The 25,733-nt window shown below is 71.3% G+C and carries 21 protein-coding genes; 6 read left to right on the plus strand and 15 right to left on the minus strand.

The annotated features are described in order from the left end of the window. Nucleotides 1-19 precede the first annotated feature (19 nt). The 4 genes from VLK66_RS08155 to VLK66_RS08170 all read right to left on the minus strand — a co-directional run bounded on the left by VLK66_RS08155 (nucleotide 20) and on the right by VLK66_RS08170 (nucleotide 1,561). The gene (locus VLK66_RS08155; RefSeq protein ID WP_325308896.1) at nucleotides 20-253 is read right to left on the minus strand and encodes a hypothetical protein; all 234 of its coding nucleotides are present in this window, start codon (nucleotides 251-253) and stop codon (nucleotides 20-22) included. 55 nt (nucleotides 254-308) lie between these two features. Further along, entirely contained in the window at nucleotides 309-533 is a 225-nt protein-coding gene (locus VLK66_RS08160) for an addiction module protein (RefSeq protein WP_325308897.1), read from the minus strand. A 127-nt stretch (nucleotides 534-660) separates the two neighbouring features. Next, nucleotides 661-888: a DUF433 domain-containing protein gene (locus VLK66_RS08165; protein WP_325308898.1), complete on the minus strand. Its 228-nt coding sequence runs from the start codon at nucleotides 886-888 to the stop codon at nucleotides 661-663. 109 nt (nucleotides 889-997) lie between these two features. Further along, entirely contained in the window at nucleotides 998-1,561 is a 564-nt protein-coding gene (locus tag VLK66_RS08170) for a DUF4189 domain-containing protein (RefSeq protein ID WP_325308899.1), read from the minus strand. A 371-nt stretch (nucleotides 1,562-1,932) separates the two neighbouring features. On the opposite strand from VLK66_RS08170, the gene VLK66_RS08175 reads away from it, so the two are divergent. Beyond that, nucleotides 1,933-3,957 (plus strand): M13 family metallopeptidase, encoded by a 2,025-nt coding sequence (locus VLK66_RS08175; protein ID WP_325308900.1) that lies wholly within the window; start codon nucleotides 1,933-1,935, stop codon nucleotides 3,955-3,957. Nucleotides 3,958-4,139: 182 nt separating this feature from the next. Here the strand turns inward: VLK66_RS08175 and tnpA are convergent, their stop codons facing one another. From tnpA to VLK66_RS08205, 6 genes are all read right to left on the minus strand, one after another. Next, nucleotides 4,140-4,835, minus strand: coding sequence for an IS200/IS605 family transposase (tnpA, locus tag VLK66_RS08180; RefSeq protein ID WP_325308901.1), 696 nt, complete (start codon nucleotides 4,833-4,835; stop codon nucleotides 4,140-4,142). Nucleotides 4,836-5,086: 251 nt separating this feature from the next. After that, nucleotides 5,087-7,585, minus strand: a complete 2,499-nt coding sequence (locus tag VLK66_RS08185; RefSeq protein WP_325308902.1) for a PEP/pyruvate-binding domain-containing protein — start codon at nucleotides 7,583-7,585, stop codon at nucleotides 5,087-5,089. A gap of 48 nt (nucleotides 7,586-7,633) precedes the next feature. Next, nucleotides 7,634-8,329, minus strand: coding sequence for an NYN domain-containing protein (locus tag VLK66_RS08190; RefSeq protein ID WP_325308903.1), 696 nt, complete (start codon nucleotides 8,327-8,329; stop codon nucleotides 7,634-7,636). 298 nt (nucleotides 8,330-8,627) lie between these two features. Further along, nucleotides 8,628-9,359 (minus strand): hypothetical protein, encoded by a 732-nt coding sequence (locus VLK66_RS08195; RefSeq protein WP_325308904.1) that lies wholly within the window; start codon nucleotides 9,357-9,359, stop codon nucleotides 8,628-8,630. 1 nt (nucleotide 9,360) lies between these two features. Further along, nucleotides 9,361-10,731 carry a 1-acyl-sn-glycerol-3-phosphate acyltransferase gene (locus VLK66_RS08200; RefSeq protein WP_325308905.1) on the minus strand — a complete coding sequence of 457 codons (1,371 nt, stop codon included), beginning with the start codon at nucleotides 10,729-10,731 and terminating at the stop codon, nucleotides 9,361-9,363. After that, complete coding sequence (locus VLK66_RS08205) at nucleotides 10,728-11,621, minus strand: phosphatase PAP2 family protein (RefSeq protein WP_325308906.1); 894 nt, start codon at nucleotides 11,619-11,621, stop codon at nucleotides 10,728-10,730. The genes VLK66_RS08200 and VLK66_RS08205 overlap by 4 nt, the downstream gene beginning before the upstream one ends. 409 nt (nucleotides 11,622-12,030) lie before the next feature. Here VLK66_RS08205 and VLK66_RS08210 point away from each other — a divergent pair, with 409 nt between their 5' ends. Together VLK66_RS08210 and VLK66_RS08215 are read left to right on the plus strand one after the other, a co-directional pair. Further along, nucleotides 12,031-13,239: an acyltransferase family protein gene (locus VLK66_RS08210; protein ID WP_325308907.1), complete on the plus strand. Its 1,209-nt coding sequence runs from the start codon at nucleotides 12,031-12,033 to the stop codon at nucleotides 13,237-13,239. 130 nt (nucleotides 13,240-13,369) lie between these two features. After that, nucleotides 13,370-14,164 (plus strand): carboxypeptidase regulatory-like domain-containing protein, encoded by a 795-nt coding sequence (locus tag VLK66_RS08215; RefSeq protein ID WP_325308908.1) that lies wholly within the window; start codon nucleotides 13,370-13,372, stop codon nucleotides 14,162-14,164. A gap of 440 nt (nucleotides 14,165-14,604) precedes the next feature. Here VLK66_RS08215 and VLK66_RS08220 read toward each other — a convergent pair whose 3' ends face one another. The 3 genes from VLK66_RS08220 to VLK66_RS08230 all read right to left on the minus strand — a co-directional run bounded on the left by VLK66_RS08220 (nucleotide 14,605) and on the right by VLK66_RS08230 (nucleotide 16,046). After that, a complete protein-coding gene (locus VLK66_RS08220; protein ID WP_325308909.1) occupies nucleotides 14,605-14,982 on the minus strand; it encodes a hypothetical protein in 378 nt (125 codons plus the stop codon). 134 nt (nucleotides 14,983-15,116) lie between these two features. Beyond that, entirely contained in the window at nucleotides 15,117-15,326 is a 210-nt protein-coding gene (locus VLK66_RS08225; protein ID WP_325308910.1) for a hypothetical protein, read from the minus strand. Nucleotides 15,327-15,461: 135 nt separating this feature from the next. Next, nucleotides 15,462-16,046, minus strand: a complete 585-nt coding sequence (locus VLK66_RS08230; RefSeq protein ID WP_325308911.1) for a hypothetical protein — start codon at nucleotides 16,044-16,046, stop codon at nucleotides 15,462-15,464. Nucleotides 16,047-16,444: 398 nt separating this feature from the next. Here VLK66_RS08230 and VLK66_RS08235 point away from each other — a divergent pair, with 398 nt between their 5' ends. Beyond that, the gene (locus tag VLK66_RS08235) at nucleotides 16,445-19,408 is read left to right on the plus strand and encodes an ATP-binding protein (RefSeq protein WP_325308912.1); all 2,964 of its coding nucleotides are present in this window, start codon (nucleotides 16,445-16,447) and stop codon (nucleotides 19,406-19,408) included. A gap of 282 nt (nucleotides 19,409-19,690) precedes the next feature. Here the strand turns inward: VLK66_RS08235 and VLK66_RS08240 are convergent, their stop codons facing one another. Further along, the gene (locus VLK66_RS08240) at nucleotides 19,691-21,565 is read right to left on the minus strand and encodes an alpha-amylase family glycosyl hydrolase (RefSeq protein WP_325308913.1); all 1,875 of its coding nucleotides are present in this window, start codon (nucleotides 21,563-21,565) and stop codon (nucleotides 19,691-19,693) included. A 449-nt stretch (nucleotides 21,566-22,014) separates the two neighbouring features. On the opposite strand from VLK66_RS08240, the gene VLK66_RS08245 reads away from it, so the two are divergent. Further along, nucleotides 22,015-22,647, plus strand: a complete 633-nt coding sequence (locus VLK66_RS08245) for a hypothetical protein (protein ID WP_325308914.1) — start codon at nucleotides 22,015-22,017, stop codon at nucleotides 22,645-22,647. A gap of 107 nt (nucleotides 22,648-22,754) precedes the next feature. On the opposite strand, the gene VLK66_RS08250 is transcribed toward VLK66_RS08245, so the two are convergent. Next, entirely contained in the window at nucleotides 22,755-23,132 is a 378-nt protein-coding gene (locus VLK66_RS08250) for a hypothetical protein (RefSeq protein ID WP_325308915.1), read from the minus strand. Nucleotides 23,133-23,429: 297 nt separating this feature from the next. Here VLK66_RS08250 and VLK66_RS08255 point away from each other — a divergent pair, with 297 nt between their 5' ends. Further along, nucleotides 23,430-25,418, plus strand: coding sequence for a heavy metal translocating P-type ATPase (locus VLK66_RS08255; protein ID WP_325308916.1), 1,989 nt, complete (start codon nucleotides 23,430-23,432; stop codon nucleotides 25,416-25,418). Nucleotides 25,419-25,733 lie beyond the last annotated feature (315 nt).

A 25,733-nucleotide genomic window follows, 5' to 3' on the forward strand; every position in this document is an offset into this window, starting at 1 on the left:
TGCGGATTCCGCGGGGAGGCTACAGCCGCTTCTTCCAGTCCATGGGATCGCGGCGGTCGTGAAAGACCGAGACGATCACCACCGCGTCGTCGAGCACGAGATAAAGGATGCTGTAGGGCCAGCCGTCGAGAACGAAGTGACGCACGTCGCCCGCGAACACAGCGTACTGCGGAGGATGCAGGCGCACCTCCTCGGCGGCTGCCTTCACCGCCGGAAAGCGCGCGCGACGCCCGGCCGCTGCGCTCGGTACCACGCGGCGGCATCCCGGATGTCCTCTTCGGCTTCAGGAAAGAATACGACGGCGCGGCTCAACCGAAGTCGCGCTCCAGGCGGGCGAAGACGTCTTCGGCGGGAATCACGCGAGACGGGTCACGGCGGAACGCCTCGATGCGGCGCTCGATCTCGCTCATCTGCGCGGGCGTCGGCGGCAGCGGTTCCGTGTCGGCCGCGATGCTGCTCCAGATCTTCTCGAGGAGCTGGATGCGCTCATCCACGCTGAGCCGGCGGATCTCGGCGATATCGATCGTGCTCATGTCTGTAATTTATCGCTCTACTGCTTTCTGTTCAACAGTTTGAACGAGACCGCAGGCGCGATCGGCGGCGACGAAGCCGACTCCGGCACGAGCAGGTGTGGAAGGTTTTCGTCCAGCAGTACGCGCTTCACGCGGCGCGCTCTACCATTGCCTGGGTGGCTTGCTGGAGGAAGTCCATCACCTGCGCGCGCTCGACCGTGGGGAAATGCTCCAGGAACTCATCCAGCGTACGCCCCGAACGCATGGTGTCGATCAGCGCCTGCACCGGCACCCGGGTGCCGACGAAGACCGGCTCGCCACCCATGATCTCCGGATCGCGGTGAACCACGCTTTCGCCCAGAGCCACGTTCGCCATCCGACGTTCCTTGATTCATCTTTCGACGCGCGACGATGCCGTGCCTCCATCAACGCTATGTACAACTCCGGCGAAGATCAACCCGCAACGTCTCGGCACGGTCCGTCCATCACCGCGTGTTGCACGCGTACGCCAGCACCCGGCAGCGGCGACCCTGCGCGCTGCATTCGCTCAGCGCGCGGGCCTCGGCGGCTTCGCGGGTGACGTCGGTGCCCCAGCCGTAGGCGGAGCCGTTGGTGGCGTACGCGCCGCACGCGGGGCCCACGATGCGCACCACCACGCGGCACCCCGCGCCGGGGCACTCGCTGCGGGCGCGCGCGTCGGCCTCGGCCTGCGTGCGATGGTCCCAGCTCACGCCCCATGCCAGGCTGGCGTTCACCGCGATCGCGCCGAACTCGCCCACCGGCACGGCGGCGGTGCTTCCGGAGCAGGTCAGCGCGCCGCTCGCCCGCAGCCGCTCGTGCGCCGAGGCCACCCGCGCACGGATCTCCGCCTCGTTCGCGCGGCCCGCGAGCCCCGTGCGGATCTCTGCCGCCACGACGTCCAGGATGCGCTGGTCGCGCGCGGGGTCGCATTGCGCGCCGGTATGCTCGGGCGCGCGGCCGGCCGGGCGCGCCGCAACGAGGGCGGCCGCCACGATCGCGACGGCGGGAAGGGTGAAGATGGAACGCAACGTACCGTTCTCCGGGAAGATGTGGATCAGGATGTGAGGCGGTCGCACGGCGGACGGTCGAGTCCGATGACAGGATCGCCTCTCCGCCGCGCCTGTCAAGCACCGATCCGATGTCCGCGAAGGCGGACTGCGTGCCGTTGTAGCCGCGAGTTCACTCGCATTTTCGCGCAGAGAATTCTTCCGCCTATTTCTTCACCGCCCCACCCGGACCCTGGAACTGCTGGCGAAACTGATCCCGCCCCCGTGCGTCCGGCCGTCTGTTGTTTGCACTTCATCCCACGAGCATTGCGCGGCGGGAAGCGGCGACGTAGATGAATCGCGCGGGCGCGCCACCTGCCGCCCGGGCATCCACCCGCTCCCCACCAGACCCGATGCAAACGCGCGTTCTTCTCCTCGTCGCCCCCGCCGTGCTCGCGGCGGGGACGGCGGCGGCGCAGGGCCCGGTCGTTCCGGCGCTCGACCGGGCCAACCTCGACACCACCTGCGCGCCCTGCAAGAACTTCTACCGCTACGCCAACGGCGGATGGATCGCCCGCAACCCCATCCCCGCGGCGTACTCGTCGTGGAGCGGCTTCAACGAGCTGCGCGACCGCAACGAGGAGGTGCTGCGCGGCGTGGTCGAGGCGGCCGCGCGGGAGGCCGGCACCACGCGCGACCCCAACACGCGCCGCGTGGGGAACTTCTACGCCACCTGCATGGACTCGTCGCGCGCCGAGGCGGCGGGGATCGGCCCCATCGCCGCCGACCTGCGGCGCCAGGGCGCCATCTCGACGCGACAGCAGCTGGTGGACGAGGTGGTGCTGCAGCACACGCGGGGGACGGGCGTGGTCTTCCGCTTCGGCGGCGACCAGGACCCCCGGAACAGCGCGCGGGTGATCGCCAACCTGGCGCAGGGCGGGCTGGGGCTGCCGGACCGCGACTACTACCTGCGCGACGACTCGGCCAGCCGGAAGACGCGCGCCGACTACCTGGACAACGTCACCGAGATGTTCGTGCTGGCCGGCGAGACGCGGGCCGCCGCGCGCGCCGACGCGGACCGCATCATGGCGCTGGAGACGGCGCTGGCGCGCGCGTCGATGACGCGGGTGCAGCAGCGCGACCCCAACGCGCAGTACCACTGGGTCGCCGTGGCCGAGGCCGACCGGCTGGCGCCGGGCTTCTCGTGGAGCGGCTTCCTGCGCCGCGTGAACGTGCGCGCCGACAGCGTGAACGTGGCGCAGCCGGACTTCTTCAGGGCGGCCGCGCACGAGCTGGCCACGCGCCCGCTGGCCGACTGGCGCGCCTACCTGCGCTACCGCACCCTCAGCCGCGCCGCCGACTGGCTCTCGTCGCCCTTCGTGCGCCAGAGCTTCCGCTACACGCAGGCGCTCACCGGCGCCCGCGAGCAGCAGCCGCGCTGGAAGCGCTGCCTGCGCCTGACCGACAACGCGCTGGGCGACGCGCTGGGCGCCGAGTACGTGCGCGTGGCGTTCACCCCCGAAGCCAAGGCCGCCATGCAGCGGATGGTGGGGAACCTGCGCGCCGCGTTCGCCGACCGCATCCGCGCCAGCACCTGGATGGGCCCGGCCACGCAGCGGCAGGCGCTGGAGAAGCTGGGCGCGTTCGGCACCAAGATCGGCTACCCCGACGTGTGGAAGGACTACACCGGGCTGGAGATCGGCACCGCGGGCCACATCGCCAACCTGCGCGCGCTCGGCGAGTTCGAGGCGCGCCGCGACCGCGGCAAGATCGGCGGGCCGGTGGACCGCACCGAGTGGTTCATGACGGTGCCCACGGTGAACGCGTACTACTCGCCCAACCTGAACGAGGTGGTGTTCCCCGCCGGGCGGCTGCAGCCGCCGTTCTTCCACGTCTCGTACGACGTGGCGGCCAACTACGGCGGCATCGGCGGAACCATCGGGCACGAGATGACGCACGGGTTCGACGACCAGGGGCGCCAGTACGACGCGCGCGGCAACCTGCGCGACTGGTGGACGCCCGAGGACGCGCGCGGCTTCGAGCAGCGCGCGGCGGTGGTGGACCGGCAGTACAGCGCCTACACGGTGCTGGACTCGCTGCACGTGAACGGCAAGCTGACCATGGGCGAGAACATCGCCGACATCGGCGGGCTGTCGGTGGCGTTCCAGGCCATGCAGCGCGAGCTGGCGGGGCAGCCGCGCGCGCTGATCGACGGGTTCACGCCGGAGCAGCGCTTCTTCCTGGCCTACGCGCAGGCGCGCCGCGCCACGTTCCGCGACCAGCAGCTGCGCCTGATGGTGCAGACCGACCCGCACTCGCCCAACGAGTTCCGGGTGAACGGCCCGCTCTCGAACATGCCCGAGTTCGCCGCCGCATTCGGCTGCAAGGCCGGCGACCCCATGGTCCGCTCCGACGCCGACCGCGTGAACATCTGGTAGTTGCCGAGGCGGCGGTATCCGCCCGATTCACGCACGGCCGCGGGGATCACGCCCTGCGGCCGTGCGTGTGTCTGGCATCTGGTGCGTACGAAAATGCCACTGAAGTGGCGGCTACAACGGCACGCAGTCCGCCTGCGCGGACTTCCCGGGCCGCAGCATCGGCGCGATCGGACGGGTCGGTGTCACCCGAACTTTTCGTGGAGGCGTCGAAGCGCGTCCTCCGCCGGGATGGCGCTGGACGGATCACGCTCGTGTGCGGCGATGCGGCCTTGTAGCTCGGATCGCTGATCGTCCGTCAGGCGCGGAGCCGGGTTCTCGGCGGCGATGCTCTCCCAGATCGCGGTGACGAGCGAGATGCGGCGGTCCACGTCGAGCGCGAGGATCGCGTCCATGTCGATGCGGCGCGACGTCGTCCGGACCCTTGGTGCCTCCACCGTCCGCCGGACGCGCGGCCTGGGATCCCGGTGGTGGAAGATGCGCTCGAGCGTTTCGATGGCGGTGCCGCCGAGGTGGTGCTCCTCCTGGCGGAGGATGTAGTCGCGGACGTGCGGGGCCTGCTGTTTGGAGATCGTGAACGCGCCGTAGTAGCCCTGCCACTTGAAGAACCCGCCGGGATCGAGCACCTGCGTGACGAGGTGCGACGACGCGCCTTTCGCGTGCTGCACCACCTCGGAGACGCGCGCCATCGGGTGGAAGCGCACGAGCACGTGCACGTGATCGTCCATCCCGCCGATGGCGAGCGGCTGGCACCGGTGCTTCGTCACCTGCTTGTGGATGCATCCGTAGATCGCCTGCCGCAGGTCGGGGCGGATGAGCGGCATCCGGTCCCAGGTGGCCCAGACGAGATGCAGGTACAACTGCGTGAACGGCTCGCGCATCGGACCTCCGGAATGTGATGGGGACGATATTGATCGCCCAAATATCACACTCCCGCCGCCGCTCCGCGCCCGGCCCAGATGACCGCCCCCGCCGCGCCACCGCTGGCACAAAAGACGACCCGCAGTTGAAGTCCGCGAAGGCGGCGCGAAGGCGGACTGCGTGCCGTTGTAGCCGCCACTTCAGTGGCATTTTCCCCATCTGGATACACATCCGTCACGCTCGTCCACCGCACCCATTCAGCCGCCGCTCGTCATTCCTCCACCCGCGCCACCGTCCCCTGCGCGCCGTTCACGCGGACGCGCTCGCCGTCCTTCAGCGCGGTGAGGGCGCCGTGAACGGCCATCACCGCGGGGACGCCGACCTCGCGGGCGGTGACGGCGCCGTGCGAGAGCGGGCCGCCGCTCTCCGTGACCACCGCGACGGCGGAGTAGAAGAGCGGCGTCCACGCGGGGTTGGTCGTGCGCGCGACCAGCACCGAGCCGGGGGTGAAGCGCGCGAAGTCCTCCACGCCGTGCACGCGGCAGACGGGCCCCTCCGCCACCCCCGGCGAGCCCGGCAGCCCGCGCAGCGCGCCCTCCGGCGGGGCGGCGGGCTCCTCGCCGTACACGCGCGGCGGGGTGCGATTCTTCGCCGCATCGTACTCCGCGCGGTTACGGCGCGCCTCGTCCGCGGCGGCGGCCCGGGCATCCTCATCTCCCTCCATCAGCGCGGTCAGCGTGCGCTTGTGGAGGAAGAAGACGTCGTCGCCATCCTCCAGAATCCCCCGCCCGGCAAGGCGGCGGCCGGCCTCGGCAATGGCGGCGCGGAAGGGGATGGTGAGGCGCGTGGTCTGGTAGTGCTCCAGGTCGTCCAGCCCGGTGTAGGCGCGCGTCAGGCGCAGCATCTCCGCGGCGAAGTTGCGCAGCCCCTCCGGCATCGCCGCGAGAAAATCGCGCTCGGCGGCGGACTGGCGCGCGCGCAGCTCCACCTCGCGCTCGGCGGGGTCGGCCACGTCGCCCTGCATCAGCATCAGCCGCAGATTTTCGAGGACGACCCACGGCTGGCCGATCCACGTCGGCACGTACGCATCGAAATCCACCTCCCGATGGCCGTGGTTCTCCAGGAAGCGTCCGAACGCCGCCGCGAAGCCGGGGAAGCGCTCCAGCATCCCCATCTCCCACACCTGTCTGCGGTCGGTGGAGACGAGCAGCCGCTCCAGCTCCGGCTCGTCGCGGACCGTGCGGTAGAGGCGATATAGATCCCCGTTGACCAGGTTCGTCTTGGTCTCGCAGAAGCAGGTGAGCGCGTCGTACAGCGCGGGCGCGCGCTCGCGGCCGACGAGCATCGCCACGACCGTGAAGAGCGTGCGGTGCAGCACGCCCTGGGTGATGGAGATGGCGATGTTCGGGCGGAAGTAGCCGCGCCCCAGCGCGTCGACGGCCTGGAGATGGCGCCAGAGCGCGGCGTCGTCCAGCGAGCCGAGATCGACGGCGGAGAGGCGGCCGAGGGTGAGGAGGTAGCGGTCCAGATCGCGCGCCCAGGTGACCGGGAGCTCCTGCACCCAGCGGTAGCGCTCGATCCAGTCGTCCTTGCGCGCCTGCAGCTCGTCGAGCGTGTCCACGCGCACCTGCAAGCCCTGCGTGAACAGCTGCACCGCCGTCTGGTTTCCGTAGATGTACCCCTCGAAGCGCTCGAACCACGTCCCCGCGAAGGGCGGATAGCCCAGCAGGCCGAGGGAGAAGGCGAGCGATTCGTGGAAGCCCTCGGTGGTGAAATCCCACGTGAGCGGGGTGATGGGATTGGGGAAGCGCTCGGCCGATTCGTCGCGCGTCCACCGCGGCGGGAACTCGGTGACGGGGCGCGACTGGAGGAGGTACAGCTCGCCGCGCGCGACCGCCCACTCGGTGTCCTGCGGGAAGGCGTAGAAGCGCTCCACGCGGATCACCAGCTCGCGCAGCCGCGCCAGCTCGCCGTCCGCCAGCGCGGGCGCGGAGCGGCGCTCGGGCGCCACCTCCACGTGCTCCGACCCGTTTTCGGTCGACACGATCGCGTGCGTCTTCTCGCCGATCGAGCGCTCCAGCACCTCGCCGGTGCGCTTGGAGACGACGTACTGGTCGATGCCGCCCTCGCCCGAGACCACCGTTTCGCCCAGCCCGTACGCGGCGTTCACCACGATGCGGTCCAGGTCGCCGCTCACGGGATCGACGGAGAAGGCCACGCCGGCCACCTCGCTGCGCACCATGCGCTGCACCACCACCGCCATGGCCACCTCGGCCGCGCCGAAGCCGCGCTCGTGGCGGTAGCGCACGGCGCGGTCCTCCCACAGCGACGCCCAGCAGCGCCGCACCGCGTCCAGCACGCCGTCCACGCCCGCGACGTCCAGATACGTGTCGTGCTGCCCGGCGAACGCGGCGCCCGCCAGGTCCTCGAGCGTGGCCGACGAGCGCACGGAGACGCGATCGCGCGTCAGCAAATCGGGGAGCCGTGCCCGCAGCGCCGCGTCCAGATCGCCTGGCAACGGCGCGGCGACGAGGAGCGCGCGGATCTGGCCGCAGCGCGCGTGCAGGTCCGCCGCGTCCTCCGGCTTCAGCGCGGCCACCAGCGCGTCCAGCCCCGGCACCGCCCCGACGAACGCGCGGTACGCCGCCGCCGGAACGATGATGCCGGGCGGCACGGGAAAGCCGCCCTGCGTCAGCCGCGCCAGCGACGCGCCCTTGCCGCCGCTCACGCCCGCATCCGCCGCGGCGATGTCGGTGAATTCGAGGATCATCGGGTCAATGGATGGAGATTCGGGAGCCGTTCAGCGCCGGGGGGTGGATCACCACGGTGGCGGCTTGCGGATGACGTGGCCATTGGGCAACGAGATCGGATCGGGGAGCTGATACACAGCGTACTGCTCTTTCCTCACCTTGAACGACCGGACTACGGACCGCTTCAGGTCCGCGTTGTGGCGTTTGAAAGGGAAACACACGCCGATCAAAATCGTGGGAAACAGCCTCCGCGCGGTTCTGATCGCCGGTAGCAAGTCCGTATCGCCCGTCACGAGGACGACCGCGTCCGCCGCATTCGTGTGGAGGAGCTCGAACAGCTTGGTCGCGATCGCGACGTCCGTCTCCTTCTCCTCCGCCCTCTGGACGAGCACGGTGCAGCGTGGCAGCGGCACGCGGATGAACCGCCGAAAGGGCCAGATCCGGAACCGGCATTGGCGAAAGGAGAAATAGCGATTGCTGACCTTGAAGTTCGCGAGCGACACGTGCACACCGGTAGCCGCGAGCGCGTCGAGATAGGTCTGGTGCCGGCGCGAGATATCCGGCTTGGCAGGTTCGAGGTGCGCTGCGATCGCGGAGAAGTAGTACACGTCTTCCAGCATCGCCGCCCGTCCGAAGTTGCGGACGTACGATTCGCAGAAGGCGCGGAGGTCCAGCCACCGCTGCGGACGCGCGGGAACCATCTTCTCCGCGTCCTTGATCGAGTGATACAGATTGAATCCGTCGACGATGAATGCTACTCGCACGCGCCCTCCTGGTTGAAGGTTGCTCGCGATCGGGGCAAAAAAAATCCCCGGGGCCGTAGCCCCGGGGGGCCCAAGAAGCCGTAGCCGCTTGGGGAGGATGTGCTCGAATATTACCGAACCGGACGGGGGCTGTCAAGCGCCAAAGGCAAGCGGGAAGAGGCGCTTCGGTGTCGGTGCTGCAAAACGCGGCGCGGGGGACGAGTCAATCGGTCTTCACGTCGGTACTCGCGATCGTCCGCGAACGCCCGCATCACGTCGTCGTCACGCTGCACGGAGAGGATGGTACGGCGTCCGCGTGTCAGCGCCCGCGCGTGAAGACGTAGGTGCAGGTGCGGCCGCCGCGCTCCTGCCGCGGGTCGCCCAGCCAGAAACCCTCCATCGTAAGCCGGCCGCCCTCCACGCGGGCGATGCCCTCCAGGTCGCCGTCCGCCGGGGAATGGTTGCCGCCTTCGATGCGGAGGTGCAGCGCGCCCGTGGCCGCGTCGTACGAGTAGCGGCCCCAGTAGTCGCGGTACGATTCGAAGGGCACCGCGGTCAGGCTGAAGGCGCTGTCGCGGCGGAGGATCAGCTCGCGGATGGGCTCCGGCGCGGGGCCGCCCTCGCCGCCCGTGCACCGCGCCGAGTCGGCCTGGCTCCAATTGGCCGCCAGCGGGTTGGGGCGCGCATCCACCACGTTCACCGTCTGCCGCGCGGTGTCGTGGCCCACGCGCGCCACGAGGGTGAACCGCGACCCCGGGCGCGCCGCCGCGGGAACGGTGAGCCTGCCGCGCGCGTCGACGCGTCCCGCCGCGGCGGGCTGGACCGACCAGGCGACGCGGCAGCGGGACGGGACGGGCAGCGGCGGCGTGTACCCGCCGGCGTACCAGACCACGCCGACCGCCGCCGTGCCGCCGGACGCGATCTGGATCGGCTCGGCGCTGATGGCCAGCACGGTGCCCTGGGGCGCGCTGCATCCGCGCTGGGCCGCCGCGGGCCGGGCGGTGGCCATCGCGAGCGCGGCGGCGAGGGTGAGGACGGCGTGGAGGCGCATCTCAGCTCACGGCGTTGGAGGTTTCGGCAGCTTCGAATTCTGCGGCCAGGCGCCGCAGGTCGGCGAGGATGGACCGCGCCTCGTCCACCAGCTTGCGGCGGTGGCCGGGGCGGCGGGCGAGGAGGAGGAAGGTGCGCGCCCGCCGCCACGCGCTTCCCGCGCGGTCGCGGTAGAGCAGCGCGACCGCGCCCGCGTAGGGGAGCGACAGCGCGTACAGCACGGCCCGGAGCGGCGAGGCGACGAGCGCCACGAGCGCGATCTGCATCCCCCAGAACAGCAGGAAGATGGGGATGCCGAGGAAGACGGAGTTCGAGGCAAAGTGGTCGCGGTCCTTCGACATCTTCATCACCACCGCCTTCGTGACGGCGTACGCGGGGAGCGCGTTCATCCATCCCCATGCGGCGATGGGAGATCCGGCGGCCAGCAGCTCCATCTCGCGGAAGACGAAGAAGGCCGCGCGCGGGACTTCCATCGGCAGGAACAGCTCGGCGGCGGTGATCCCCAGGCGGTGCAGCTTGCGCCCGAAGCCGCGGACGCGCTCCTCCAGCGCCTCCAGCTCCGCGCGCCGGCCGTGCCCCAGCCACTGCCGCCCCGCCTGCAGCCGGTGGATGAGCGACACGCGCGCGGCGACGTCGGCGGCCGGCTCCTGCCCCAGCGGCGGCGGCCCGTCGTCCGCCGTCTCCAGCAGCTCCGCCGCGCGGCCGAAGATCTCCATCTCGCGCTCGGCGTCGTAGTTCGCGGTCAGCCCGCGGATGCGCGCCTCGATCTCTTCCGTCAGCGCGTGCGCGTCGCCGCCCGGGTGGTCGCGGCGCCACGCGTGCACGTCCATCGCCTCGCCGAAGATCATCCCCGCGGAGGAGCGGAAGCGCTCCTTGGCCTCGAAGTGCAGCCCGGTGGGGACCAGCGCCAGCGCCGGCCCGCGCGGGTGCGCGTCCACGTACGCCAGCGCGATGCGCGCCGCGCCGGTGCGGAACGGGCGCAGCGCCGGGTCGCTGTGGCTGACGCCCTCGGGGAAGATGACGATGCACCCGCCGTCGGCCAGCCGCGCCGCGCACGCGCCCACCGCGTCCACGTTCTTCGCGGGATCGGCGCCCTCGCCCACATCCTGCGAGCGGTGGAACTCCACCACGTGCATCGCCCGGATCAGCGCCGCCAGCATGGGGTTGCGGCGCAGCGTGCTTTTCACCGTGAGCGTCACCGGGCGCTCCAGCCGGGTGAGCACCAGCAGCCCGTCGATGAACGCGTTGGTGTGGTTGGCCACCAGCAGCGCCGGCCCGCGCGCGGGGACGTTGCCACGCCCCTGCACGCCGATGCGCCGGAAGAAGGCGAACAGCGCCGCGCGCCAGAGCGCCCGCACCAGGCGGTAGATCACGCCGCCGCCTCCGCCGCGCCCTCGGCGGCGATGCGCGCCGTCTCGCCGCGCCGCGCCATCGCCGCGCGGGCGAGATGCGATGCCGCCAGCGCGAGAACGACCGCGGCGGCGAGGTCGACCGCGTAGTGGTAGCGCAGCACCAGCGTGGCCAGCGCGATGGTGGCCACGAGGGGGAGGTAGATGAGCGCGCGCAGCGGGTTGCGGTGGCGCAGGTCGAAGAGCGTGGCGTAGAGCGACGCGCCCACGTGCAGGCTGGGAAAGGCGCCGTGCGGCCCGCCCACCGACTCGACGGATTTCAGGATGATGCGGTGGAAGGTGCCGCCGTGGATCGGCAGCGTGAAATCCCCGGCCATCCACACCACCGGACCGCGCGCGGGGAGGAAGAGGTAGCCCAGGAAGCTGAGCGCGTAGAGCACCGCGAACCCGGTGACGAACTCGTCGCGCTCCGCCGGCGGCCGGCCCACCAGCGACAGGACGATGGAGACGTACAGGTAGGGGATGAACATCGCGTAGCCGAAGCTGAGCACCTCCGCCCACCGCGTCGCCCCCAGCGGCTCCACCACGAGCGACGGCGAGCGCCCGAGCAGCAGCGCCCGGTCCGCCGCGGCCAGCCACGGATCCGCAAGCCACGGAACGGCAGCGAAGGCGACGTGCCCGAGCGTGCTGTACAGCGTGAACATCACCGCGATGATGGCGATGCCGCGCACCACGGCCCCCTCGCGCGCCCCCATCCACGTCGCCAGCCCCGCGAACGCGACGAGAATTCCCGCGTGCAGCCCGAGCGATGCGGCCACGGGCGCGCCGCCGGCCGCCGCGACGGCGAGCGTGGCGGTCACGACCGCGAGGATGAACAGCGTGGCCCGGTCGGCGGGATGCAGCGTGCGGAGCAAGCGGAAGCGGGGGGCTGGGCGGATGGGCTGGAGCGGACGATGGAAGAAGTTAGTCTCGGCGGCGGGCGCGGGCGAGACGCGCCTTGCGCAGCTCCGGCGGGATGGCCGAATCGCGCCACTCCGACGCTTCCTCGCGGATGGCCTCGAGCACCCATCCACGGGCGCCGCCACGTCGCGGGTGAAATCTTTCAACGCCGTTCTCTCCCTTACCCGGTCTCACACCAGCGCGGCCCAGCCACGGGGAAGGCATGGCGGCAGTCCCGCAGGGACTTCGTGCCCTTGTTGCCCGGGAATTCCATTCCCGGCCGCCGCGTGCTCCCCGCATCCCCGAGCGGGAGAGGGTTGCCCCAAACGGTGCCGTCCTACACACTTGATCATCCCCACCCCACATCCCCCGCAGGACGCGCGCATGACGGACACGCTCGCCGCATCTCCATCTTCATCCCCCACCATCCCCGCGGTCGAGATCGCGGGGGGCCCGGCGGACGCGGACGCGAAGCCGGGGCGGCTGCTGGCGCTGGACGTGTTCCGCGGCATCACCATCGCGGGGATGCTGCTGGTGAACAACCCCGGCTCGTGGGACCACGTGTACGAGCCGCTGGACCACGCGCCGTGGAACGGGTGGACGCCCACCGACACCATCTTCCCGTTCTTCCTGTTCATCGTGGGCGTGGCGATGACGATGAGCTTCGCCGGGCAGATGGCGCGTGGTCAGACCCGGGCACGCGTGTTCGTTAAGTCCACCAGGCGCTCCGCGACCCTCTTCGGGCTGGGGCTGCTGCTGGCCGCCTTTCCGTACTACAACCTGGACCCGGGCCACCTCCGCGTGATGGGGGTGCTGCAGCGCATCGCGGTCTGCTTCCTGCTCGCCTCGGCCGTGTACCTGTACGCGCCGAAACGGGCGCGGCCGTGGGTCGCCGCCGCCCTGCTGCTGGGCTACTGGGCGGCGATGACGCTGGTTCCCGTCCCCGCCTTCGGCGCGGGAGACCTGGTCCACAAGGACGGCAGCCTCGCGGCGTACGTCGACCGGATGGTGATCGGCACGAACCACCTGTGGGCGGCGGCGAAGACGTGGGACCCCGAGGGGCTGCTGAGCACGCTTCCCGCGGTGGCCACGGTGCTGCTGGGCATCTTCGCGGGCGAGTGGATCCGCGGCGAGCGCGCGCCGGCCGAGCGGGCGACGGGGCTGTTCTTCGCCGGGAACGCGCTGATGGCGGCGGGGCTCGTGTGGAACGCCGTCTTCCCCATCAACAAGAACCTGTGGACCAGCTCGTACGTGCTGTTCATGGGCGGGATGGCGATGGTGGGGCTGGCGATGTGCTACTGGGTGGTGGACGTGAAGGGGGTCCGCCGCTGGACGCGCCCCTTCGTGGTGTTCGGGACCAACGCGATCGCCGCCTTCTTCCTGTCGGGCGTGTTCGCGCGGCTGCTGAACCTGGTGAAGGTGCCCGGCGGCGCGGAGGGAACGCAGCCGGTGAAGGCCTGGATCTACGCCAACCTCTTCGCCAGCTGGATCGATCCGCTGAACGCGTCGCTGGCCTTCGCGCTGGTGTTCGTGGCGGTGTGGTGGGCGATCATGGAGATCTTCTACCGGAAGAAGATCTTCATCAAGGTGTGATTTTCGGGGATGTGCGGTGTGGGTCGGGACGGTCGATTTCCCCGCCGGTGGCGGCGGGGTGACGGATACAGGTCCACAGTCGGTCCACGCCGGGCCCTCAGTCCGGCGGCACGCACCCCGGAGGATGCCCATGAAGCCCTTCCCCTCGTTCGCTCTCCTTCCCGCCCTCCTGCTGTCCACGGCGCTGCACGCCCAGATCTTCGCGGGCACGGTGAAGGACCGCGCGGGCGAGAGCGCGGTGAAGCAGGCCACCGTCGAGGCGCTGGGCCCCGGCGACCGCGTGATGGCCCGCGCCCGCAGCGGCGACGACGGCGCGTTCACCCTGCGCCTGCGCGACCCCGGCGAGTTCCGGCTGCGCGTGCAGCGGCTGGGCTACCGCACCGCCACCTCGTCGGCCGTCGCCGTGGCCGCGATGCAGACGGTGCACGTGGAGATGCGCATCAGCACCAGCGAGGTGGCGCTGGACCCGCTCACCGTCACCGGGCACAGCGAGGTGCCGCGCAATCCGCGGCTGGACCGCGAGGGCTTCTACAGCCGCCAGCAGATGCACGTGGGCTCGTTCGTCACGCGCGAGCAGATCGACCGGCGGCGGCCGCTGCACTCCACCGAGGCGCTGCGCGGGATTCCCGGCGTGCGGCTGCAGGCGCTGGGCGGCACCACGCACTCGGTGGCGCTGATGACGCGCAAGGACGGCGGGTGCGTGCCCCTGCTGCTGGTGGACAACATCGTGATGCCCGGCGACGAGCTGGACCTGCAGATCGTGCCCAACGACATCGCGGGAATCGAGGTGTACCGCGGCACCAGCGAGATCCCGGGGCGCTACATCAGCCTGGCCTCCACCTGCGGCCTCATCGTGGTCTGGAGCCGCGACGGCGAGGCGGAGGACCGCGCCGAGGCCGACAGCGCCCGCACAGGCAGCCGGTGAAGAAGTGCGGGAGTGCGGGAGTGCGGGGGGCGTCGGGGGAGATGTCGCGCCACCGCGCCACCTTCACTCGCTGACGTCATCCTGAGGCCGGCCACGCCGAACTCTCGCCGTGAGCTGAAGACGGCAGGCCGAAGGATCCATAGCCTGAAAGCACGTGACTCCCGGCCGACACGCCGAACTCCGCCCGGGCAGCACTGAAATCCGAAGGAAAGACTCGAGCTGGACCTCAGCCGACGTGCTGGACGGGCGATAGATCCTTCGGTCTGCAACCGACTGCGCGGGAACAGCTTGCGGCGTGGTCGGCCTCAGGATGACGGCGACGGGAATGGGGTGCGACGCCGTCGCGCGCGCGCAGATTCGGTGATGAAGAATGGAGATGCGAAGAGGGGAGGCGCCCGCGGCCGGGCGCCTCCCCTTTGCTCTTCATCCCCCGCGGGTGGTCAGCGGCGGATGCCGGTCGCGGCGGGGCGGATGGGCGGCTCGGGGCCGCGGCGCGCCAGCTCCTCCATCTCGCCCAGGAAGGTGGCGTCGCCCGCGCGGCTCTCGCCGAACAGGCCGTCGGGGTTGTCGCCCGCGCCCCGGGCGGGGGCGTACAGGTTCAGCCACAGGTCGAAGCGCTCGCCCAGCTCCAGCACCGTGTAGAAGAAGCTGCGCCGCGACCCCGCCAGCAGCATGAAGATCATGTCGACGCAGAAGGCCAGGATGGCGACCTGCACCAGCAGGATGTCCTTCAGGCTGTCGATCAGCAGCTTCAGCCCGAACAGCAGAAAGTCACGGACGAGCACGCCCGGTGAATGCGCTTCGCGTTGGATCATCATCTCGTTCGTCCTCGACGTGGTAGGTCCTGCACCTCGGCGTGCCCGTACGGGGAGAGGCGGCCACGGGTTTCGGAAGTGAAAGGTGCGGGAGGCTCGGAGGTTCCTGCGTTCGCGAGCGGTGCGGGGGAAGCGAGCTACAGCCTGCGGTTCATCACCTGGACCCATGTCTGCCGCACCAGGAACGACGCGGCGCGGGCTCGCGCGAAGGTGGCTCTCCGTTCCGGGGTGTCGGAAGGCGGGGCGGAGAGCTCCGCGACGACCTCGGCGATGCCCTGGCGTGACAGCGGAGGAGTGAGGCGCATGAGGTGATTCGGGCGAGTCGTGAAATCGTTCAGGCTGATCACTTGATTCTACCCGGAAAGCGCACTTCAGTCAAGCGCGACAAGGTTTTCCGAGGATGCTGACAAGTGGCGAGGTGAGGACGACTGCCTCTCCGCGGCGAAACGAGCGCGTCACGGGACCGGGGGAGAAGATGGAGATCAGCCGTGCGGCTCGTACCTCCGCAGGCTCTGCATCAAGGTGCTGTCCGTCACCGTGACGCCGGGAAGGGCGGCGGCGTGCCCGCGGACGGCGTCCAGCACCTTGTCGTCGGCGGCGTGCACCTCCCAGACGGCGCCGTCGACGCAGGAGAAGTGGAGCGCGCAGGTCTCCTCGATCAGCGCGTGCGCGGCCTCGGGCGTGTCCGCGGCCCACCAGCGCTCGAGGAAGCCGTCCAGCCGGTCCGCCGGTTCGCTCAGCGCGAAGAAGTCGGCCCAGTCGTCCAGCAGTGTGTTGGCGACGCGTTCGAGGTATCGCCCGTCGACCAGCCGCCAATCGTCGCGCTCGTCCAGCACCAGCCGCGCGGCCGCGCGCAGCTCGAGGCTGGCGAAGGCGCCGGCCGCCTCGTCCCAGTCGCGGTACCAGTCGTCGGGAAAGCGGAAGACGCCCGGCTCCGCGTGCAGCACCCAGCGCCAGCGCGCGAGCTCCGGCTTCAGCGGCGCGAACCAGCGCGCGAAGTCCGACACCCCGGCGGAGACGAAGGTGGCGCCCGAGCCCAGCCCCGCGGGATCGGCGGGATGCTGCACTGCGGCGGTGTCCGGCGGGCGGGAGATGCGGAGGCCGTTCATCGGAAGGGAAGTACGGACGTACGAAAGTACGAGAGTACGGAAGTACGAAACGGCGGCGCGTGGCCGAGCGCAAGTGCCTCCCCCGTTTCTCCCGAATCTCACGCGGAGACGCGGAGACGCGGAAGAGTTCGTGCCCGCGTTGAGTTCTCTGCGTCTCCGCGTCTCCGCGTGAGATCCAACAATGCCGGAGCCTCGCGCCGATGGCATCTCGCATCCGCACTTCCGCACTCCCGCACTTTCGCACTTTCGCACTTTCGTACTCCCCACATGGCCGCGTTCTTGCCGCCAACCCTGCCCGTGCGCGATCATCCGGCACCCGCAACCGATCCCGGTCCCCAGGCATCCCGATCCACCCCGTGACCCCCAGTCCCGAAGCGCGGCGCGGCGAGCACGAGGCGAGCTTCGGCGGCGCGCGCGACGGCATCGCCGTGCTCTCGCCCAGCTGGCGCATCCGCTACATGAACGCGTCGATGCTCGACATCCTGCGGCTTATCGGCCGCGAGGACCGGGTGGCCACGCTCTGGGACGCGCTTCCCGGCTGGGAGCACAGCGACGCGGCCGGCACGCTGCGCCACGCCATGGAAACCGGCGCCGCCGTCTGCTTCCGCGTGGACGGCGAGCGCGGGCGCGGGCGCGTGTGGGAGGTCGAGGCCGAGCCGCTGCAGTCCGGCGAGCTGCGCGTGCGCGTGCGCAACGTGACCGCGCAGGCGCAGCTCGAGGCCGCCGAGCGCCGCTTCCGCGAGGCCGGCGCGTCGCTGGAGGAGCGCGAGGCGCGCCTGGCCGCCATCATCTCCGGCGCGCCCGTGGGGATGGTGCTGCTCGAGGCCGCGACCTTCACCGCGCGCGAGGCCAACGCCTTCTACCACCAGTTCCTGGAAGGGCCGTGGCGCGTCCCCGGCGCCATCATCGGCCACCGCGTGGACGAGTTCATCCCCGACTTCGAGGCCTTGGGGATCGGCGAGATCTTCCGCGGGGTGCGCGACAGCGGCGAGCCGTTCGAGATCAGCGAGTTCGAGTTCGCCGGCTTCGAGCGCGGGCCCACCTTCTTCCGCTGGACGCTGCAGCCGCTGGCCCCGGCGCCGGACGAGAAGCCGCGCTACCTTCTCCTGCTGGTGGTCGAGATCACCGAGCAGGTGCTGGGGCGCCGCGCCGCCGAGGCCGAGCGCAAGGCGCTGTACGACGTGCTCGACACCCTTCCCGTGGGCGTGATCGTGGCCCAGGCGCCGACGGGGCGCATCACCTACATCAACCCCGCCGGGGTGGCGCTGGGCGGGCGCCCGGCCGACGAGCTGGCGGCCGGGGAGCTGGTCGAGTACCCCGCGCGCTGGCAGACCTTCCGCCTTACCGGCGAGCCGTTTCCCGCCGGCGAGCTCCCGCTCACCCGGGCGCTGCGCGGCGAGCCCGCGCGCGACGTGGAGATCGTGCTGCGGCCGGCCGACGGCGGCGAGCGCACCGTGAGCGTGAGCAGCGTGCCGCTGCGCGACGCCGCCGGGCGGGTGGACCGTGCGCTGGCCGTGTTCTACGACCTGACCGACCGGCTGGCGCTGGAGCGAGCGCTGCTGGAGCGCACCCGCGAGGCCGAGGACGCCGCCTCCGAGACGGCGCTGCGGGCCGAGGAGAGCCGGGCGCTGCGAGAGATCGGGCGGGTGCTGGTGAGCGAGCTGGAGCCCGGGCGCGTGCTGGACCTGGCGGCGCACTCGGCCATGGAGCTGCTGGGCTCGCGCGCGGCGGTGCTCGCCGTTCCCCACGGCGCGGAGACGGTGCGCCTCTCGCCCGCGCTGGGCGCGCTGGCCGACCTGGACGGGCGGGTGTTCGCCACGCGGGGGATGGTGCTGGGCGAGGTGCTTTCCGGCGGCGGTACGCGGGTGTTCAACGACCTGGAGCAGCTCCCGGAGACCAGCCCGATGCGGGCCGTGGCGCGCGAGCGCGGGCTGCGCAACCTGGCGGTCGCGCCGCTGCGGGCCTTCGGCGCGCCGGTGGGCGTCCTTGCCGTGGTGGACCGGGGGACGCCGTTCACCGGCGAGGACGTGCGGCTGCTGGAGGGGCTGGCCGACACGGCGGCGCTGGCCATCCACAACGCGCGGCTGCACGACGAGGAGCGGCGCCGGGGCGAGGAGAACCGCGCGCTCCTGGCCGCCGCCGAGGCGCTGACGTCCACGCTGGACCCGGGGGAGGTGATGCACCGCATCGCCGGGGCGGCGCGGGAGCTGAGCGGGGCCGACGGCGCGGCGCTGACCATGTACACCGGCGAGAACCGCGAGCGCACGCAGGTGATGGCGGCGGTGGGGATGATGGCGCCGCTGGCCGGGGTGAGCGTGCCCGCCGGGGTGTCGGTGACGTGGGCGGTGGCCGCCGCGGGCGAGCCGCTCGCCACTACGGTGTCCGCGCTGCCGGAGGAGATGCCGAGCCGCGCGATGCTGGCCTCGGTGGGTGCCGAGCACGCGGTGCTGGTGCCCATGCGCATCGGCGGCGAGGAGGTGGTGGGGATTTTGGCGGTGGTGAACGGCCCCGAGCGCGGCCCGCTGGGAAGCGAGGCGCTGCGCGTGGTGTCCCTGCTGGCCGACCAGGCGGCGCTCGCGGTGCGCAACGCGCGGCTGTACGCGGGCGCGCAGTCGGCCAGCCGCGCCAAGAGCGAGTTCCTGGCCATGATGAGCCACGAGCTGCGCACGCCGCTGAACGCGCTGGAAGGGTACGCGGGGCTGATGGAGGAAGGGATCTACGGTCCGCTGACCGAGCTGCAGCGCGACGCGCTCCGCCGCATGAAGGTTTCGCGGCGCCACCTGATGGAATTGATCGACAGCGTGCTGGACCTGGCCCGCGTGGAGGCGGGCACCCGCCGCGCCCAGCCCGAGGTGTTCGACCTGGGCGAGCTGGTGGAGTCCGTCGGCGAGGCCATGCGCGGCGCGGCGGACGCCAGGAAGCTGGCGCTGGAGATCGAGGCGGAGGGCGCGGGGCGGATCGTGGCCGACCGCGGGCTGCTGCGGCAGGTGCTGACCAACCTGCTGGGGAACGCGATCAAGTTCACCGAGCGCGGCGCCGTCACAGTCCGCGCCCGCCGCGAGGGCGATCGCGCGACGATCGAGGTCACGGACACCGGCCCCGGCATCAGCGCCGAGAACCAGGCGCGCGTCTTCGAGCCCTTCTTCCAGGTGGACCCCTCCACGACGCGCCGGGAAGGGGGAACGGGGCTGGGCCTGGCCCTCTCGCGCGACTTCGTGCGGCTGCTGGGCGGCGAGATCGCGGTGCGCAGCGAGCCGGGGCAGGGGAGCACCTTCACCGTGACGCTGCCGGTGGAGGCGAAGGCGGAGGCCTCATCGTGAGGATTGGCTTTGCCTCGTTGCCGCCGCATCGCGCCCTCTCTGGCCGGCCAAGGCCGTCCACCTCTCCCGTACCGGGAGAGGTAGCTGGACCGGCATCTATGCGATCCCACAAGCGCTTGCGTGCTAAGGAGTTGCGGGAGCGGGAGGATGCTGGATAGCCACCCTCTCCCGGGACGGGAGAGGGTCGCGCCCTCCGGCGCGGGGTGAGGGCGGCGCGAGGGCCTGCGGACGCGCACCCGGCGCCCAACACGCCGAACCCCTGCCGTTCCGCCGTTTCCGTTTCTACTCGTCCTGCGATAGGATCACCGCTGTGTACGGTCCCATGCCGACGGCGGCGCTGTGGGGCATGCCGTGCATCGGAGCGCCATCCGCCCGGGTGTCGTTGCTGGGCGTGCCGAGGAAGTCCTCGCCGTAGCCGGTCCAGTCGCTGTTGAAGCGCACCTTCCACTCGCCGCCGCGCGGCATCCCCAGCCAGTAGCCGTCGTACGAGCGGTCGGCGAAGTTCAGCACCACCACCACGTCGTCCCCCGGCCCACCGCTGGACCAGCGGTGGAAGGCGATGACCTTGTCGGCGTCGTTCACGTGGTGCACGTGCACGTTCTGGCCGCGCAGGCCGCGCGTGGTGTCCCACCAGTCGCGCCGCAGCTTCATCAGGTCGCCGTACAGGCGGTGGATCCCGGCGAAGGTCTCCAGCTTCGTCCAGTCGATGGGGTCGCCGTCGGCGAACCAGCGGTCCTCCAGGATCTCCTGCCCCTGGAAGATCATGGGGATCCCCGGCGCGGTGAACACGAGCGCCGCCGCCAGCGTGGACCGCTTCCGCGAGTACCAGCTTCCGGCGCTCCCCGGCCAGATCTCCTCGGGCACCCGCGCGTGCCCGTTGGCCACCTCGTCGTGGCTTTCGGTGTAGATGACGCGCTTGAAGGCGTCGCCCTCGTAGCGGTTCTCGATCGCCCTCCGCACCTCGTCCATGCTGCGCTGCCAGTCGTGCTGCTGGATGACGGCGCGGCGCACCGGGTGCACGAACTCGCTCTCCCACTGCGTGTCGAACCCCGCGCCGCCCAGCTCCGGCGCGCGCACCACCCAGCCGTTGCCGCGCAGGTCCTCGGCGATGTGCAGCTTCCACCCCTGCCGCGCGTCCGTCTCGGCATTGATCTCCTGCATCAGCCTCCACCCGTCGGCGATGTCGCTGGCGGGGCTGTCGTTGTTGCCGTGCAGGTTGCGGATGTACGCGGTGGCGTCCCAGCGCAGCCCGTCGAAGCGGAACTCCTCCAGCCAGCGCAGCGCGTTGTCGCGGATGAAGCGGCGCACCTCGGGGCGCCCGTAGTCCGGCCGCGTGTCGCCCCACGGCGTGCTGGAGCGCTCGTCGTTGTAGAAGTAGATGCCGCCCTTTCCCTCGGCCGGCGCCCACCCGTCGAAGCGCCACAGGTCCAGGTCGCCGGGCCCGAAGTGGTTGTAGACCACGTCGAAGATGACGGCGATGCCGTGCTCGTGCGCCGCGCGGACCAGCCGCTTCAGCGCGTCGGGGCCGCCGTACACGCTCTCGATGGCGAAGATGTCGCCGGGGTTGTAGCCCCAGCTGAAGTCGCCCGCGAACTCCACCGACGGCATCAGCTCGATGCAGTTGGCGCCCAGGTCGCGCAGGTACGGCAGCCGCGCGCGCACGCTGTCGAAGGTCCCCGCCGCGCCGCCCGCCCGGGGGTCGTTGAAGGTGCCCACGTGCAGCTCGTAGATCACCAGCTCGTTCCACGCGGGGGTGAACCACGGCTCGCTTCCCCAGTCGAACGCGCCGGGATCGTACACCACGCACCTGCGGTCGGTGAGCCCGATGTCGGCCACGTAGGGGTCGCGCTTCAGCGTGGTCTCGCCGCCGGCGTGGATGGCGAACTTGTACTCGTCGCCCGGCCCCGCGCCGGAGACGTCGGCGGACCAGTAGCCGTCGCCTTCCGGGGCGAGCGGGGTGGCGCCGGGGTCGTTGCCGTTGAACGAGCCGGAGACGGAGACGCCGTCCGCGTGCGGCGCCCAGACGCGGAACGCCACGCCCGCGCCGCCGCCCTCGTCCGCGTACGGGACGGCGCCCATCCCCTCGCGCGCGGAGGGGTGCGGCGGCGGGGCGGCGGAGGCGGCCTGGTCCGCGCCGGCTTCGGCTTCGGTGCTCATCGGATGAACTCCCGTGGCGGGCGATGGAAACGCGATGGGATGATCGGATCGGCGTGGGGAGCACGGCGGGCGCTCCGGCGCAGGGGAAGTCATCCGCCGCGAGGAGTGTGCCCGATGCGGCGTATCGTCCCTTCACCCCATCGTGCCGGCGAGATGACGTACGCGGCAGAATCTTCTGCTAACGACATAATCTGCAGATGCGCATGCAGGCGCGACTCTCCACGGTGCCCGTGCCCATGACGCAGTATCTACCTTGATTATCTACATACAGGAAAGAGATTTCAGGCTTGGCAGGCGATGCGGGACATCGGAAGCGGGGTTCGGCGACAGATGCGGATCGCACCTAATGCGCCCTGACGGCACGCATGATGCGGCGCGGGAGAAGCACTCCCCCGCGCGGCCGCTTCCCTCCGGCCGCGATGTTCCACCCTCTCCTACCGGAGGAACGCATGCGCGCACGAACCCTCTCGCTGTCCATGCTCGCCGCCGCCTCGCTCGCCGCGTGCGGGCGCGCGGACCTGCCGCTCACCGGCGCGGACGCGGCGCCGGCGCGCGCGGTCGCCGCGGCGGCCGCCCCGATCTGCGTGAACTTCAACGTGCCGCCGGTGGGCGCCCTCTTCGGCGCGCCGGTGGGTACCGTGCCCGGCTCGGTGGTGTGGGTGGAGAACGGGATCCCGGTCTCGGTCCACAAGTTCCTGCAGAGCACCGGGGCGTTCAGCTTCAACTGGATGCGCATCGAGCCGGCGCCGGCGGCGTTCACGCTGGCCGCGGGGAACACGGGGCACACCAACAACATCAACGCGGGCTTCAACTTCACGGGGCTGCCTTTCATCCCCACCAAGGTGACGTTCCACTTCCTGCACCTGGGCGGCTACGAGAACCTGTCGGTGAACGGCTCGCCGCTGGTGGTGACGCTGCTCACGCCCCCGCCCACGCCCATCGGCGGCGTGAACGCGGCGGCGGTATGGGCGGGGGTGCCCGGCGGCGTGCAGGGCACCGTGACGCTTTCCGGCGGCCCCGTGAAGTCGCTGATCGTGGGCGGACAGGAGTTCTGGCTGGACGACGTCTGCGCCTATCCGTGATCCTCGCCGCGACGTGACCTCTCTCCGCAGAGGCTTCGGCGCCGGACGCGAAAAAGCCGCACGGGCGGATGGCATCCGCCCGTGCGGTTTCTCGCTTCGCGGCCGGCTCAGTCGCGCTTGCCGTCGCTGTAGTGCATGGTGTCGGGCGGCCGCGTGATGCACTTCGCGGCGCACATCTCCTCCACGCCGCGCGCGCCCTCGCGCCACACCCACCCCACGGGGAGGAAGAACTCCTCGGCCGAGGCGGGCGCGCGGGGCTGGAACGTGACCTTCATCGCATCCTCCACCTGCACCACGTCGTCCGGCAGCGCCTCGAAGCCGCCGGTCTCGTCGTTGTGCATGTGCGGCATGCAGATGCCCAGGTTGTACGCCGAAAGGCGCTTCAGCATCTCCTGGACCTCGGGCAGGTGGATGGACTTCTGCGCGAGAACCAGCGGCTCGGGGAGCCCTCCGAACTCGTCCCGGGTGACCGTCGCGACTTCCATGGATACCTCCGCGAAAGAGAAATGAAGTATGAAACACTTCGCGCACGCTAAGGAGGCAGGACGGAGCGGTCAATGAAACGTTTGATCCGGCCCGGCCGCAATTCGCCTTTTCCGGCTGGCCGCGTCGGCCGGCAGTCTCTCTCATCCGTCCGGACTCATCCCCACATCGGCGTGGAGATCACCCGCTCGCCCGGCGCGTCAGTGGCCGCGAGCATGGACGAGGGACCGTGAGCATTGCCTCACTATCGATAATCATTATTGTTAGCGGGATCGCTCACTTCTTCGCGGGGGAACGGGATGGACGAGCCGGACGGCGGCGGCGGGCCGATGGGGTGGTGGAGCGACCGCGTGGTGCGCGGGTTCGTGCTGGCGGGCGTCACGCTTTTCGGCGTGCTGGCGGGGTTCACCGCGCAGGGCGTGGGGCACCCGTGGCTGCACTGGGCGTTCTTCGGCCTGGCCTTCCTCTCCGGCGGCGTGCCCTCGGCCAGGGCGGCGTTCGACGAGCTGGTGGGCGAGCGCAAGCTGAACGTGGACCTGCTGATGGTGGTGGCCGCGCTCGGCGCCGCGTCCGTCGGTCAGGCGGGCGACGGGGCCATCCTCCTCTTCCTCTTCTCGCTCTCCAACGCGCTGCAGGGGTGGGCCTTCGACCGGACGAAGAACGCCATCCGCGCGCTGATGAAGCTGCACCCTGCCGGGGCCACGGTGATCGGCGAGGACGGATGCGAGCGCTGGGTGCCGCTGGAGGCGCTGGCGCCGGGGCACCTGGTGCTCGTGCGCCCCGGCGAGCGCTTCCCGGCCGACGCGGCGCTGGCGGACGGCTACACCTCGGCCGACGAGAGCGCGCTCACCGGCGAGTCCGTTCCCGTCGACAAGGCGCCGGGCGACCGCGTGTTCGGCGGCACGCTGAACGGCGAGGGCGTGGTGCGCGCCCGCATCGAGCGGCCGGCGTCGGAGAGCGCGCTCGCGCGGCTGGTCCGCCTGGTCGAGCAGGCGCAGGCCGCGCGCGGGCCCACCGAGGAGTTCGCGGCGCGCTTCGAGGGGCCGTACACCATCGCCGTCCTCCTCTCCGTCCCCGTCGTCTTCCTGGCCCTGCACCTCGCCGGCGGCGTCGATACGGCGGGGGCGTGGTACCGGGCGATGACCTTCCTGGTGGTGGCCAGCCCCTGCGCGGTGGTGATCAGCACGCCGGCCGCCGTGCTCGCGGCGATGGCGGCGGGCGCCCGCAACGGCGCGCTCTTCAAGAGCGGCGCGGCGCTGGAGGCGCTGGCCGCCGCCCGCATCGTGGCGTTCGACAAGACGGGGACGCTGACCGAGGGGCGGATGCGCCTGGTCGAGGCGATCCCCGTCGAAGGAGGGGAAGACGGGCTGCGGGCGCTGGCCGCCGGGCTGGAGCGCCACAGCGAACACCCCGTGGCCCGCGCCATCGTGGGCGGGTGGACGGGAGATGCGCCCGTGCTGGACGACGTGGCCGCGGTGCGCGGGCAGGGGATCCGCGGGCGGCTGGAGGGGGAGACGGTGTGGGCGGGGAGCCGGCGCATGGCCGCCGCCGAGGGCGCCGCGCTGGCGGCGGATGCCGAGCGGCGGCTGGCCCGGTTGGAGGACGAGGGGATCACGACGGTGCTGGTCGGCCGCGGCGCGCGCGTGGTCGGCCTTCTGGGCGTCGCCGACACGCCGCGCGCGGAGGCGGCCGCGGCGGTGCGCGCGCTCCGCGCCCGCGGCCTGCGCGTGGTGATGCTCACCGGCGACCGCGAGGCCGTAGCCCGTCACGTCGCGGCGGAGCTGGGGATCGGCGAGGTGATGGCGGAGCTGCTGCCGGAGCACAAGCTGGACGCCATCTCCACCCTGCGCCGCGAGGGGCGCGTGGCGATGGTGGGCGACGGCGTGAACGACGCCCCCGCGCTCGCCGCCGCCGACCTGGGCGTCGCGATGGGGTCGGGGAGCGACGTGTCGCTGGAGAGCGCCGACCTGGTGCTGATGAAGAGCGACCTGTCGCGCATCGACGGGGCGGTGGGGCTGGCGCGGAAGGCCGCGGGAACGATCCGCTTCAACCTCACCTTCGCGATGGGGGTGATCGTGATCGTCGGCACGCTCTCGCTCTTCGGGCGCATTCCGCTGCCGCTGGGCGTGGTCGCGCACGAGGGCGGCACCATCTTCGTGGTCAGCGTGGGCCTGCGCCTGCTCGCCTACCGCTTCCGCGGCGCCGCGAAGGCGGTGAGCGAGCCGGCTCAGCCGCGAACGAAGGGCGTGCGGACCGTCGCGGGGATGGCGGAGATGGCGGGGGATTGAGGCGAGAGGGGGACGCAGGACCGGCCGGGTGCGGGATCCGAAAGATCCCAAAATGCGAGTGAACTCGCGGCTACAACGGCACGCAGTCCGCCTTCGCGGACTCCACATCCGCGCATTCGGAGGCATTGCCGCGCGGCGCAGGTGCTGGTGAATCGCGATCACGACAAACGGCGGCCGGGCATTCGCCCGGCCGCCGTTCGTTCATCCACCGCGTTCGTGTCACGCACCGGTGGCGCCGCATGCACCGGGATGGAGTCCGCGAAGGCGGACTGCGTGCCGTTGTAGCCGCCACTTCAGTGGCATTTTTCCCCCACG

Source organism: Longimicrobium sp. (assembly GCF_035474595.1).
Lineage (GTDB): Bacteria > Gemmatimonadota > Gemmatimonadetes > Longimicrobiales > Longimicrobiaceae > Longimicrobium.

Coding starts and splice junctions, on each gene's coding strand:
- VLK66_RS08240 (WP_325308913.1), bottom strand. CDS start 21,565: ATGAGCACCGAAGCCGAAGCCGGCGCGGACCAGGCCGCCTCCGCCGCC.
- VLK66_RS08165 (WP_325308898.1), bottom strand. CDS start 888: ATGGCGAACGTGGCTCTGGGCGAAAGCGTGGTTCACCGCGATCCGGAG.
- VLK66_RS08195 (WP_325308904.1), bottom strand. CDS start 9,359: ATGCGCCTCCACGCCGTCCTCACCCTCGCCGCCGCGCTCGCGATGGCC.
- VLK66_RS08215 (WP_325308908.1), top strand. CDS start 13,370: ATGAAGCCCTTCCCCTCGTTCGCTCTCCTTCCCGCCCTCCTGCTGTCC.
- VLK66_RS08245 (WP_325308914.1), top strand. CDS start 22,015: ATGCGCGCACGAACCCTCTCGCTGTCCATGCTCGCCGCCGCCTCGCTC.
- VLK66_RS08175 (WP_325308900.1), top strand. CDS start 1,933: ATGCAAACGCGCGTTCTTCTCCTCGTCGCCCCCGCCGTGCTCGCGGCG.
- tnpA (WP_325308901.1), bottom strand. CDS start 4,835: ATGCGCGAGCCGTTCACGCAGTTGTACCTGCATCTCGTCTGGGCCACC.
- VLK66_RS08210 (WP_325308907.1), top strand. CDS start 12,031: ATGACGGACACGCTCGCCGCATCTCCATCTTCATCCCCCACCATCCCC.
- VLK66_RS08255 (WP_325308916.1), top strand. CDS start 23,430: ATGGACGAGCCGGACGGCGGCGGCGGGCCGATGGGGTGGTGGAGCGAC.
- VLK66_RS08250 (WP_325308915.1), bottom strand. CDS start 23,132: ATGGAAGTCGCGACGGTCACCCGGGACGAGTTCGGAGGGCTCCCCGAG.
- VLK66_RS08160 (WP_325308897.1), bottom strand. CDS start 533: ATGAGCACGATCGATATCGCCGAGATCCGCCGGCTCAGCGTGGATGAG.
- VLK66_RS08220 (WP_325308909.1), bottom strand. CDS start 14,982: ATGATGATCCAACGCGAAGCGCATTCACCGGGCGTGCTCGTCCGTGAC.
- VLK66_RS08185 (WP_325308902.1), bottom strand. CDS start 7,585: ATGATCCTCGAATTCACCGACATCGCCGCGGCGGATGCGGGCGTGAGC.